This is a genomic window from Nocardioides sp. Root240, assembly GCF_001428825.1.
Lineage (GTDB): Bacteria > Actinomycetota > Actinomycetes > Propionibacteriales > Nocardioidaceae > Nocardioides.
Genome location: NZ_LMIT01000010.1, coordinates 567,790 through 580,568 on the forward strand (window position 1 = coordinate 567,790; position 12,779 = coordinate 580,568).

Genomic DNA, 12,779 nt, shown 5'->3' on the forward strand with positions numbered 1-12,779 from the left:
ACTTGCGGTCGGCGAGGACTGCGGTGGCCTGCTCCTGGTCGAAGGTGGTCTCCTCCGTCACGACGCGGGCCGGGACCTCTTCGCCGTCGATGACCTTCTTGGCCAGGTCCATCAGCTGGTCGCCGAGGAGCGGGTTGCACTCGACGATGAAGTTGATCTTGCCCTCGGACAGCGCGGTCATCCCGTCCTTCACGGCGTCGACCGTGATGATCTTGATGTCCTTGCCGGGCTCGAGGCCCGCGGCCTCGATCGCCTCGATGGCACCCAGGCCCATGTCGTCGTTGTGGGCGAAGACGACGTCGATGCCCTTCTCCGAGTTGAGGAACGACTCCATGACCTGCTTGCCGCCGTCGCGCGTGAAGTCGCCGGTCTGCGACTTGCTGATCGCGATCTTCGAGTCGGACTTGATCGCGTCGGCGAAGCCCTCCGCACGGTCGATCGCCGGAGCTGCGCCGGTGGTGCCCTCGAGCTGGACGACGTTGATGTCACCGTCACCGTCGACGTCGGCGTCGGCCGCGTTCTCGACCAGCCACTCGCCGGCCTTCTTGCCCTCCTCCACGAAGTCCGAGCCGAGGAAGGTCTTGTAGAGCGAGGTGTCCTCGCTGTCCACGGCGCGGTCGGTCAGGATGACCGGGATGTTCGCGGCCTTGGCCTCCTGCAGGACGGCGTCCCAGCCGGTCTCGACGACCGGGCTGAACGCGATGACGTCCACCTTCTGCTGGATGTAGGACCGGATCGCCTGGATCTGGTTCTCCTGCTTCTGCTGGGCATCGGAGAACTTCAGCTCGATGCCCGCTGCCTTGGCCGACGCCTTGATCGAGTCGGTGTTCGCGGTCCGCCAACCGCTCTCAGCACCCACCTGGGCGAAGCCCATCACGATCTTGCCGTCGTCACTCCCCTTGGAACCGGAGTCGTCGCTGCCGCACGCGGCGAGCGCCGCTGCACACATGAGGACCGCGCTGGCGGCGGTCACGGTCTTCTTCACCACTGGGTATTCCTCCACAGTCCGTCGGGCTTGTCCGCCCTGTGACCGGTGTCACTGGTGAAGAGTGTGAGCGCTAACATTCTGTGGCGTCAAGAGGTTCAGGACCACGAATCCAAAGAAATGTGAACGCTCACCTTCGAACCCACGGAAACCCCACCGGATCTCGAAGGACGTCCCCCGAAAGGCACCACCGTGACCACGCTGCTGCGCACCGAGCGCGCCCGCCGCGGCCTCCGGGCCACCGACCTCGCCGAGGAGATCGGGGTCCACCCGATGTCGATCCTGCGCTGGGAACGACGCGAGCGGCTGCCCGGACCGGTCCACATCCACGCCCTCGCACGGGTGCTCGAGCTCGAGCCCGCACGGGTGGCCGGGTTCTTCGACGACGCACGCTCCTCCGTCCCCGCCCCGGCCACGGAGGTCGGGCACCGGGGGCAGGCGCTGCGCGACCTGAGGTGGCGGGCCGGCGCAACGGCCGCGGGAATCGCGCGCCGGCTCGACCTGCCCGTCTCGACGGTCTACAACTGGGAGGCCGGCCGGGCCCGGATCCCGGCCGCCCGCATCGAGGGCCTCGCCGAGGTCCTCGGCCTGTCCGCCGAGACGCTCGTCGCCCGCCTGGCGGCGCCCGCGACCGGGATCGGCCGCCCCGACCTGCCGATGAGCCCGTTGCGTCGGCTGCGCCACCGCGCCCGGCTCAGCCAGGCCCGCGCGGCGGCGGCGGCCGGCGTCGACCGCCATGCCCTCGGCGCCTGGGAGCGCGGCGCGGGCAGTCCCCCGCTCGCAGCGCTGCGCCACCTCTCCCGCACGTACGGCGTCCCGGTGTCCCACGTCGCCCGCGCCGCCGGCACCGAGCCGCCCCACCTGCTCGACCGCGGCCGCTGGCGCCCCGGCGACCTGCCGGCCGTGATCCGGACCCTCCGCGAGTGGGCGGGCCTCACCCAGGGCCAGCTCGCCGACCGGTGCGCGTGCAGCACCGCCGCGGTCCGCACCTGGGAGTCCGGCCGAGTCGTCCCCAGCGCCCGGATGCGCACCCGGCTCGAGCGGGCCTTCCGCCTGCCCTCGGGGACCCTCGACGCCGCCCTCTGACGCCGCCGAAGTGTTAGTTCGTGCACGCCGAAGTGTTAGTTCGTGCGCGTCCAAGTGTTAGTGGGTGCACGTCGAGGTGCCAGCAGAACTGCCNNCCGTTTCGGCGGTCAGGGGAGGGCGGAGAAGAGCCAGGCCATGCGGTTGACGTAGGTGTCGCCGGGTCGGAGGACGGCGGAGGGCCAGTCGGGGCCGGGGACGTGGTTCGGGGAGTCGGGGGCGAGCTGGGGCTCGAGACAGAGGCCGTCGCCCTGGCGGAGCAGGCGGCCGGTGCGGTCGAGGGAGGTGCCGGCGAGGAAGTTGCCGGTGTAGACCTGCAGGCCGGGCTGGTCGGACCAGAGCTCCATCCGGGTCCGGGTGGCGGGGCCGTCGAGGACGGCGACGCGGCGCCAGCCCTCGCCGTCGAGGACGAGGTTGTGGTCGATGCCGCGGGCGTCGACGACCTGGGGGTGACGGGTGCGGATCGGGTCACCGAGGGGGGTCGGGTGCCGGAGGTCGAACGGCGTCCCGTCGACGGGTGCGTGCTCGCCGACGGGGATCGCGGCGGCGTCCACAGGGGTGTAGCGCGACGCGTCGACGTGCAGCAGGTGGTCGTCGATGGTGCCGGTGCCGTGCAGGTTGAGGTACACGTGGCTGGTCAGGTTGACGACCGTCGCGGCGGTGGTGGTGGCGGTCAGCTCGAGGTGGACGCCCTCCCCCTCCACCCGGTACGACGCCCGCACGGTCAGCTCGCCCGGGTACCCCGCGTCGCCGTCGGGGCTCACCAGCTGGAAGGTCACGGCGTCCTCGGCCTGCGCGACGACGTCCCACGTGCGCGTGTGGAACCCGGCGGGACCACCGTGCAGGTGGTGGCCACGATCGTTCTCCGGCACCTGGTGGTCGGCTCCGTCGAGCGACCAGCGACCGTGCGCGATGCGGTTGGCGTAGCGGCCCACGACGCTGCCGATGTAGTCGGTCGAGGCGCGCACGGCGTCCCCGTCGGCGAGGCCGAGGGCGACGTCGCGGCGCACGCCGTCGCCGCCGGTCACGACCAGGCGCTGGATGGTGGCACCGACCGGGAGCAGGTGCAGCTCCGGGCCGGGGGCGCGGCCGACGACGACCACGGGCGAGGCATTCTCCGTCACGATGTTAACGCTAACATCCAGCCGCTCGTCAGCGCGTGCGGTTCTTGCCCGTCGATCCGCGCACGAGCATCACCGGCTGCGCGAGCTCGGCCGCCGGACGGTCCTCGCCGCCGAGTGCACGGACCGCGAGCTCGACGGCACGCCGCCCCAGCTCGGGGAAGTCCTGGGCCACGGTGGTCAACGCCGGCCAGTAGTAGCCACCCTCCGGCACGTTGTCGAAGCCCACGACGCTGACGTCGTTGGGCACGGCCCGGGCGGCCTCGTGCAGCGCCCTGAGGACGCCGAGCGCCATCGAGTCGTTGGCGACGAAGATCGCCGAGAGGTCGCGGTCCTTCGCGAGTCGCTGGCCGGCGTCGTAGCCACTGGCCGCCGACCAGTCGCCGGGCAGCTCCGGCCCGGGCAGCAGGCCGCGCGCCTCGTGGGCCTGGCGCCAGCCCTCACGGCGCTGCTCGGCCTCGGTCCAGTCGCGCGGACCGCTGACGTGGGCGACGGCGTGGTGCCCGAGGTCGAGCAGGTGGTCGGTCGCCAGCCGGGCGCCGGCGACCTGGTCGATGCCCGCAGCCATCGCCTCACCGGGGCTGACGCCCTGGGCGAGCACGACGGGGATCGGCAGGGACAGGCCGCGCACGAGATGGTGCGCGTCGCGGTGGGCGACGGCGACGACGAGGGCCTCGACGGCCTGGTCGAGCAACCGGTCGACCGCGCGCTGCAGCGCCTCCTCGGTGAGGTCCAGGACCCCGACCACGGCGACGTCGTAGCCGGCCTCGCGGCCGGCCTCCTGGACGGCCTCCGCGATCATGCTCGGGCCGTAGAGCGCCAGGTGCGCCGACACCATGCCGATCCGGCCGGAGCGGTTGGTCACCAGCAGACGCGCGGCTGCGTTGCGGCGGTAACCGAGCTCCCGGATCGCCGCGTTGACCCGCGTGCGGGTGTCCTCGCGGACGAGCGGCGAGTCGTTGAGCACCCGCGACACCGTCTGGTGCGAGACACCGGCCAGCGCGGCGACGTCCGCCATGCTCGGCGAACGCCGCTTCCCGTTGTCCCGCTGCCCGCGCTCCACCGCCATGGCGGCCACCCTAGTGCCGCGTCCCGGCAGTTCTGGGCGCTTCGCGCACACACAGCACGCACCTCGCGGCGTTGCCGACGCTTGCGAGACGACCCGGTATGGCTGCGCGCCGGCGCCTTGCGATGCACGCACCGTGCGCACGCCAACCATCCAAGAACTTCCGGGACGCGACCCTGGATCAGCGGCCAGCCGCCACGGCGGAAACTTGTTGAGCGCTCACACAACCTGTGTGACTACCGGACGGTCACCACCCGCTTCGCACCGGAGCCCGCAGCCACCGGGGACGACGCCGTCGTCGCCTGGACCGACCAGGTGCCCCGGGCCAGCCTCGGCAGTCGCCAGGTCACCCTGCCGCTCGCCGGCACCACCACGCTCGCCCGCCGGACCACCTTGCCAGCGCGGCTGAGGACCAGGCCGAGCTTGCCCACAGCGACGCCGGACGGGCTGGTCGCGACCCGGACGGTCGCCACCGCACCGCGGCCCGCGCGGTCAGGCGCCTTGAGCACCAGGCTCGTCGAGGACCTCGCCCGGGTCAGGGTGACCGGCACCTGGTCCTCGCCGACGCGGTGGGTCGCGTCGCCGTCGTACCGGATGACGATCGTGTGGGCGCCGAGGCCGGAGAGACGGCCCGTGTCGACGACGATCCGGGCCCGCCCGTCGGCCAGGTTGGCCGAGGCGAGCACGGTGCCGCCGGCGATCGCCCGGACGCTTCCGGTCGCCACCCCGTCGGGCGTGCTGACCCGCACCGAGATCGGCAGGTCGGTTCCGAAGGCGAGCTTGTCCGCCGCGGCGAGCGCCACCACCGCGGTCGGCGACAGCTCGTCGCCGAGCGCCGGCACGACCAGCGTGTTGGCCTGCTCCTCGGAGCCGGCCCGGTCGACCGCGCGGTACTCGATGTCGACCGCGTCGTCGCCGACGGCGAACGGGGCGGCGTACGTCGCCCAGGTCCCACCGTCGAGGCGGTACTGGACGGCGCCCACTCCGGACGTGGCGTCGGCCGCCCGCACGGTGACCGTGCGGCCCACCCGGGAGGCGCGGCTGACCGGCGCCTCGGTGTCGACCTTGACCGAGCCGGTCACGACCGCCGAGGTGTTCCCGGTGACGTCGTGGGCGCGGGCGCGGACCTCGTGGACGCCGTCGCCGGTCACGGGGAAGGACGCCGTGGTCTCGTCGACCGACACCCAGGACCCGCCGTCGACCGAGTAGTCGACGCTGTCGACGCCCGTGTCGTCGGTGGCGGTGACCGACACGGCGGCCGGCGAGGAGACCCACCAGCCGTCGTCGCCGTCGGCCGCGGACGAGACCGCCACGACCGGGTCGGCCGCGTCGGTGACGGTCACGGTGGCGACCGGGTGGTCGGCGGAACCGCTGGCGACGGTGCCGTTGACGGTGAACGTCCCGGCGACGCCGTACGACGCCGGGGCGATCGCGTCCCACTCGACGGCGACCTGGCCGGTCGAGCCGTCCCCGAAGGTCGCGGAGACCTTGGCGGGCAGCGTCGGAGCCGTGCCCACGCGGGTGGTGGCGTTCACATCGTCGACCGACTCGACCAGCAGCTCCGGCTGGTAGCCGGCGCGCAGGGTGTCGAGCTCGGCCTGGGTGACCGGCAGGACGGTGCCGTGGCGCGGGCTGCTCGGCAGGTCGGCCGTGGGGACCGAGGTCCAGCTGCCCGATGCGATGTCGTCGGTGGTGAAGGCGAGATAGCCCTGGCCACCGTGGTAGCTCGGCTGGTCGATGAAGAGGTACCAGCGGTCCGGGTCCTCGTTGTCGCGGAACACCGTCGGGCCCTCACCGCCGGTGAACGTGCCACCCCAGGGGTTGGCCTGGCCGTAGCCGACCTTCTCCTTGACGAGCTGCCAACCGGGCGTCGAGCTGGTGGTCGGCAGCGAGCCGGTCACGGTTGCACGGAGGTCCGTGGACCGCTCCTGGCGCGGGATCATGTAGGCCTCGTCCTTCACCAGCCGGTAGAAGGTGCTGCCGTCCTTGACGATCGTCGCGTCGATCATGCCCTTGCCCGCGCCGCGCTTGACGTTGATCCAGGGCTGGGGCGCGGAGAAGGTCACGAAGTCGCGGGTGGTCGCGTACATCATCTGCTGGTACTGCGTACCGATGTCGCGGCCCGAGGAGTCGGTGGTCGGGTACAGGGCGGAGGCCCAGTACACGACGTACTCGCCGGCCGCCTCGTCGTAGAAGGCCTCCGGCGCCCAGGTGTTGCCGGCGAAGTCGGACGACACCTTCACGTGGCGCTGGTTTCCCCAGTGCACGAGGTCGGTCGACTCCCAGACCTCGAGGTACTTGCTGCCGGTCTCCTGTGCGGTGCCGAAGTCACCACCGCCGTAGATCTTGAGGTCCGTGGCGAGCAGGTAGAAGCGGTCCCCCTCGTGCGAGCGGATCACGAACGGGTCGCGCAGGCCCTTCTCACCGAAGGTCGACGCCAGCACGGGAGCGCCGTCGTTGAGCTCGTCGTAGTCGAGCGGGTCGTTGCCACGGCTCGCGCCGAGGTAGATCTTCTCGCCGTCATCAGTGCTCTCACCGGCGAAGTACGCGAACGCGTAGCCCTCGTAGTCCGGTGCCTCCGGTGCGGGCTGGACCCGCACGACGACGTCACGCGTCGCGGTCGCCACGCCCTTGTGAGCGGTCACGGTCAGCGTCACGTCGACCGCCGTCCCGCCGTACGCCGGGCGCGTGACCTCGCCCGTCGGCGTCACCACGCCAGGAGCGTACGACGCCCACGACAGGGTCGATCCGTGTAGGCCCGAGGTCGGCAGGGTCAGGTTGCCGCGGACGTCGTCGGCGTGGACCAGCGCCACGGCTGCGACGGCCTCCTGCGCCTTGCCCGCGTCGTCGAGCTCCTCGGGGAGCACGGTGACGTCGAACGTCCGGGTCCGTGTCTCGGCGCCCCGCACGATCGTGGCGGTCAGGGTGACGGCCGCGGAGGGGCTGCCGTACGCAGGGCGGGCGACGACGCCGCTGGTGCTGACGCGCGCCGGGTCGCTGCTGCTCCAGGTGACCGACGTGGTGGTGGACGCGCCGGCCGCCGGCAGCGCCAGGTTGCCGACCACGGCGCTGGTGTCGCCGAGGGTCAGCGCGGCGGCGTCGGCGTCGATCACCGGGTCGACCACGTCGCCGGCCAGCTCGGCCGACTCGGTGGCGGTCAGGACCCTGTCGTAGAGCCGGAAGTCGCGCAGCCTGCCCTTGAAGGACAGGTCGCCGGCGTATGCCGAGCGGCCGAGCTGGTTGAGGGTGGTCGTGCCGTCGGGCGTCCCGAGCAGCGACGGCTTGGTCGTCAGGTTGGTGTTGGAGGCCACCAGGACGCCGTCCTCGTAGAGCCTCGCCGAGCCCGGCGCACCGACGACGCCGCCCGTGATCGTGTAGGTCACGTGCTTCCACACGCCCGCCTGCAGCTTGGTCGGCCGGGACGTGCTCTGCTCGCTGGAGTAGGCGGCCTCGGCGATCGTCGAGCGGTAGCGCCCGCTCGAGTCGTTGGTCGTGAACAGGTAGCCCGTGCCGTTCGGGAAGACCGCCGAGTTGCCGAGGTTGTACATGAACCAGTTGCCCGACAGCGTCGGGTCGACCCAGACGTCGAAGTCGACGGTCAGGTCGTCGACGCCGGCCAGCAGGTTGTCGGGCAGCTTGATGTAGCTGCCCGAGCTGTTGGACCCACCGGAGAACGTGAAGCCCTCCCCCGCGTTCCATGCTGCCGTGCCGTTGACCGTGCCGTTGCGACCGTGGCCGGACGAGTCGGCGGCGACCGTGCCGCTGGCCTCGTCCAGCTTCCACCAACCGATCAGGCCGGTGTCGAGCCCTGTGTCCTCGGCGTGCGCGACGGGTGCGGGCCCGGTGGCCGCCGCCGCGAGGCCCACGGCGGCGGCCAGCCCGGCGACCACGAGCCGCCGGATCGGGTGGGTTGTCGTCAGGTTCATGCTGCTGGTCCTCACGGGATCCGCACCGTGGTGCGCGTCGTGGACGGGTCAACGGTCGTCGAGCCGGCGTAGCGGGCGACCACGACGTGGCTGCCCTTCGGGAGGCGGGGCAGGCGCACCTGCCCGCGACCGCCGGACAGGCGCACGGTCCGGGTCAGGACGGTGCGGCCGCCGCGCTGGACGAGCACGGCCACCGTCCCCGCCACCGGTACGGCGGCCTGGACCCGCACGGTCACCAGGGGCATCCGCGTCGCGGCCTTCGTCACCGACAGGCCGGTCGTCGAGGACGCCTTCACGACGGTGATCGCGACGGTGTCGGACGAACCCGTGTGTGCGGCGTCGCCGGCGTACTCGACCGTCAGCATGTGGGAGCCCCGGCCCAGCTTGGAGGTCGCGACCTTCAGCGTGGCCCGGCCCGACGCCAGGGTCGCGCTGGCGAGCAGCGTGCTCCCCCGGCGCAGCACGACCGGACCGGTCGGCGTCGTACCGGCCCCGGACACGCTGACCCGCACCGACACGGTGGCGCCGAGCCGGACCGTCGACGAGGCGACGGTGGCCGCGGTGGTCGAGGCCTCCAGGGCGCCGACCGCGGGGATGTCGAGGCGACCGGCGTCCTCGGCGTTGCCGAACACGTCGGTGGAGCGGAACTCCAGCACGTGCGCGGCTCCGTCGGCGACGACCGGCTGGTCGTACGACGACCAGGCAGCACCGTCGAGGCGGTACTCCGTGCCGCCCTCGGCCACACCGGCCCCGGAGTCGACGGCCGTCAGCGTCACACTGCGCGCGGCCGTGGAGAAGGACGCCTTGGTGACCGGGGCCGCCGCGTCGACGCCGACGGTCAGCGGGCGGACCTCGCCGACATTGCCGGAGGTGTCGACCGCACGGACCGCGAGCTCGTGGCTGCCGTCGCCGGCGACCTCGACGTCCGCCTCGTCGCCGTCGACCTCGTGCCACGCACCGCCGTCGAGCGACCACTCGAGATGGTCGACACCACGGTTGTCGCTCGCCGCGACGTGCACGGACGCGGGGTCGCGGTACCAGCCGCGGACACCGCCACCGGATACCGACAGGTCGTCGACAACAGGCGGGACCGCGTCGGTGGTGTGCATCCGGAGGAAGGTGACCGAGGAGGCCGGGAACTCGTACTCGAAGTCGCTCGAGAGTCCGGAGACCTGCCGCGCCTTCGGCCAGATCAGCTGGGGGTTGGCCTTCGTGTTGGTCGAGCCGAGCGACGGCGCGCTCAGCGTGGTCACCGTGCCGGTGGGCTCGATGCCGGCGTCGGCCACGTGGACCTGCGTCCGGACCGGGCTGGTGGCAGTGTTGACCACCTTGGCGACGAGGTCGCCGGTGGCGTCGTCCTTGGTGACCACCTGGAACAGCTGCTCGCTGGTGTCGACCTGGTCGTAGGTCAGCTTCAGCACACCGTCCTGGTAGAGCCGGATCGTCGTGCCGTCGACCTCGATCTTGAGGTGGTACGTCGTACCGGTGGTGACGCTGTCACCCTCGAGCGCGACGACCTCGCTCGCGCTGCCGCCGTCGGCCCGCTGGAGGACGGAGCGACTGTTGCCCCAGCCGCCGATGTTCCACCAGTAGAAGTTGTTGGCGCCGGTCGCACCGAAGCCGACGAGGAAGCCCTCGGCGCCGGACAGCTTGGTCGCGTCGAGCTCGAGCGTGTAGTTGCTCCAGCCCTTGTCGTAGGCACCCGTGATGATCGAGCGGGCGTCGGTCGTGCTGGTCGAGGACTGCACGTAGCGACCACCGCTCACCGCCCAGGAGCCGGCCTGGGAGGACCACTTCGAGGCGTCGGAGAAGTTGTCGCTGAACAGCGTCTCGCCGGTCGCGTCGTTCGTGACCGACACGTTGTCGTAGGCCGCGCTGGTGTTCCAGGTCGACAGGAAGACGCCGCCCTTCACGTCCTGAGGGTCGTTCACGGAGCCGTCGAAGGTGCTCGGGACGACGCGGTCGCCCACGTTGTTGCCGAACATCTTCTGCACCTGCCAGTCGGCCGACTCCCACGACTCGTCGTTGTCGAACCAGATCGCGTCCGGCGACCACTGCACGTGGTTCTCGTTCGCGAGCAGCGGCGCGTACGACGCCAGCCGCACGACGTCGCCGTTGCGCTGGAGGCCCGTCATGTAGGCCGCCTCGACGAGCGCGTTGTTGAAGGTGTTCCCCTGGCTGGCGTACTCACCGAGGAAGACGCCCGGGCCCTCGCGGTCGTAGTCGTCGTACCGGTGGGTGTTGTCGGTGAACCACGACGGCGCGTTGTAGTAGTGCTCGTCGACGAGGTCGACCTTCTGCGCGCGGTTGAAGCTCCACAGGGTGTCGAAGCGCGTGCCGGTGTCGTCGGGGCCCGAGTTCGAGATGATCGTGATGTCCGGGTACGCCGCCTCGACGGCCGCCTTGAACTTCGGGAAGTTCGCCTCGAAGGTCGTCGTGTTCTCCTCGTTGCCGAGGCCGATCATCTCGAGGTCGAAGGGTGCGGGGTGGCCGAGGCCGGCGCGGACCGCGCCCCACTCGGTGTCGACGCTGCCGTTGGCGAACTCGATGAGGTCGACGGTGTCCTGGACCCAGCGGTCGATCGACGCCTGGTCCCTCATCTCGGGGATGGTGCTGCCGCAGCCGTTGGCGCCGACCGACAGGACCGGCAGCGGCTCGGCACCGAGGTCCTCGGCGAGCTCGAAGTACTCGAGGTAGCCGATGCCGTAGGTCTGGTTGTAGCCCCAGAAGTTCTTGTTGGTCGGGCGTTCCTCGACCGGACCGATGGTCTCCTTCCACTGGTACGTGCGCTGCCGGTCGACGTAGCCGCTCTCCTCGTAGGACTTGAACGTGCCCACGTTGGTGACGCAGCCGCCGGGGAAGCGGACGAAGCCGGGATCCATCGCGGCGACCCGCTCGGCGAGGTCCTTGCGCAGCACGGTGCGGCCGTTGACCGGGCCGACCCAGGTGTCGCGCGGCATCACGGAGACCATGTCGACCGCCAGCGTCGACGCAGCGCCCGCCAGGACGGCGATCCGGGCGTTGTTGCTCGTCGCGGAGGCGGTGATCGGCACCTGCACCTGCTGCCAGGTGTCGTTGCCGGCGACCTGCACCGAGCCGGAGCCCAGCGCGGTCGCGCCGTCCGCGCTCTCGAGGCGGACGGTGAGCGACTGGGCCGTCGTGGTGCGCACCCAGACCGAGGCGTCGTACAGGTCACCGCTCCTGACGGCGACGCCGTCGAAGCCCGCGTTGACCACGCCGTCACCGGCGGCCGCGGCCACCAGCCGGAGGTAGTTGCGGTTCATGGCGTTGAGGCGGCCGCCGTCGTCGACGACGGCCGCGCTGGACGCGCCGCCGCTGCGGTTCGCCAGGCTCCACGCGGTCATCGCGTTGTAGGACCCGTTGTCGGTGCTGTTGAACTCGAACGAGCGGTTGCGCACCAGCTCGGCGTAGATGCCGCCGTCCGCGGCGTAGTTGATGTCCTCGAAGAAGATGCCGAACATGTCGGGGTTCAGCTCGGCGCCCGACCCGTCCGCGTCGATGTCGAGGGTCGCCGTGGTGTCCTCGACCTCTGTCAGGACGAAGCGCACCGCGTCGGCCTCGCTGCCGGCCACGAGGTGGCCATCGCCGTCGACCGCGACGTGGTCGGCGCCGTCCGCCGCACCGTCGATGCGTACGACGACCTTGCCGCCGCCCGCGTCGGTGATCCGCAGCGGCGTCGGGTCTGCGGCGCCGTCGCCGACGGTGAGCTCACCGCCCACGACGACGACCGCGCCCGCGCCCGTCACCAGGCCGAGCGCTCCGCCGCCGAGGTCGGTCGCCTGCAGGCGCATGCTCGACGTGGGCTGGTCGGCCGAGAGCGCGAGGGCGTCGCCGTCCCGCACCAGGTACGGCGACGCGTGGTCCGCCTGCAGCGTGAAGCTGCCGGCCGGCGCCACGTCGGCGCCCCGCGCGTGGGTGATCTCGAAGGAGTCGAACGCCGCCTCGGTCGTGGTCCCGTCCTGGGCAGCAAGGGCGTAGAGGCCCACCTGCGTGGTGTCGAAGGAGACCGTGGTGGTCGCGGCGACGACCCAGCTCGCCCCGTCGAGGTAGCTGGTCGTGATGGTGTCGCCGGTGCGCTGCAGGCGAAGGGTCTCGCCCGTCGACGCCGGCCGGTCGGCGAACGCCACCGCACCGAAGGTCGCACCGGACTCGCGGTCGGTCTCGACCGCGATGCCGGACGGCGAGAGCGAGCCGACGTAGGTGAGGCCGGCGCGGACGTAGTTGTCCATGTCCTGCCAGGCGATCAGGCCGGCACCCTGGTAGACCTTCGTGACCGGCGCCGAGAGCTTCGCCGTCGCGGTGAAGTCACCGGCCGGGACGTCGAGCATGACGACGTTCTTCGCGGTGTTGTTGCTCTGCCACGTGTCGCCGGGCTGCCCGCTGAGGTGCAGGGCGCCGGCGCTGACCGAGAGCGCGGCGGGCTCCGGATTGACGACGTCCCAACGTCCACCCAGGGCGCTTCCGTCGAACGCGTCGGACCACGTCACCGTGTCCGCGGCCGAGGCCGGCGCGGGGGTGAGGCCGAGTCCGGCAGTGCTCGCCAGCAGGCCGGCGAGGAGGGAGAGGGAGGCGGCGGC

Annotated in this window: 6 protein-coding genes; 1 reads left to right on the forward strand and 5 read right to left on the reverse strand. The window is 71.8% G+C overall.

What is annotated here, in order from left to right; translation table 11 throughout:
• Positions 1 to 988: ABC transporter substrate-binding protein (locus ASE20_RS25290; protein WP_235538813.1), on the reverse strand; the 988-nt coding region annotated here is incomplete at its 3' end.
• 189 nt (positions 989 to 1,177) lie between these two features.
• On the opposite strand from ASE20_RS25290, the gene ASE20_RS12760 reads away from it, so the two are divergent.
• Positions 1,178 to 2,071 carry a helix-turn-helix domain-containing protein gene (locus tag ASE20_RS12760; RefSeq protein ID WP_056894906.1) on the forward strand — a complete coding sequence of 298 codons (894 nt, stop codon included), beginning with the start codon at positions 1,178 to 1,180 and terminating at the stop codon, positions 2,069 to 2,071.
• Between the two features lie 107 nt (positions 2,072 to 2,178).
• Here the strand turns inward: ASE20_RS12760 and ASE20_RS12765 are convergent, their stop codons facing one another.
• The 4 genes from ASE20_RS12765 to ASE20_RS12780 all read right to left on the reverse strand — a co-directional run bounded on the left by ASE20_RS12765 (position 2,179) and on the right by ASE20_RS12780 (position 12,689).
• Entirely contained in the window at positions 2,179 to 3,192 is a 1,014-nt protein-coding gene (locus ASE20_RS12765; protein WP_056917959.1) for an aldose epimerase family protein, read from the reverse strand.
• 28 nt (positions 3,193 to 3,220) lie between these two features.
• Positions 3,221 to 4,258 carry a LacI family DNA-binding transcriptional regulator gene (locus tag ASE20_RS12770; RefSeq protein ID WP_056895186.1) on the reverse strand — a complete coding sequence of 346 codons (1,038 nt, stop codon included), beginning with the start codon at positions 4,256 to 4,258 and terminating at the stop codon, positions 3,221 to 3,223.
• 233 nt (positions 4,259 to 4,491) lie between these two features.
• The gene (locus ASE20_RS12775) at positions 4,492 to 8,181 is read right to left on the reverse strand and encodes an immunoglobulin-like domain-containing protein (protein WP_056894908.1); all 3,690 of its coding nucleotides are present in this window, start codon (positions 8,179 to 8,181) and stop codon (positions 4,492 to 4,494) included.
• Between the two features lie 11 nt (positions 8,182 to 8,192).
• On the reverse strand, positions 8,193 to 12,689 hold the full coding sequence (locus tag ASE20_RS12780; RefSeq protein ID WP_056894909.1) for an alpha-L-arabinofuranosidase C-terminal domain-containing protein: 4,497 nt from the start codon (positions 12,687 to 12,689) through the stop codon (positions 8,193 to 8,195).
• Positions 12,690 to 12,779: the final 90 nt, after the last annotated feature.

What these genes read in the sequence shown, in the direction of transcription:
- ASE20_RS12770 (WP_056895186.1), bottom strand. Translation starts at nt 4,258, where the DNA reads ATGGCGGTGGAGCGCGGGCAGCGGGACAACGGGAAGCGGCGTTCGCCG.
- ASE20_RS12775 (WP_056894908.1), bottom strand. Translation starts at nt 8,181, where the DNA reads ATGAACCTGACGACAACCCACCCGATCCGGCGGCTCGTGGTCGCCGGG.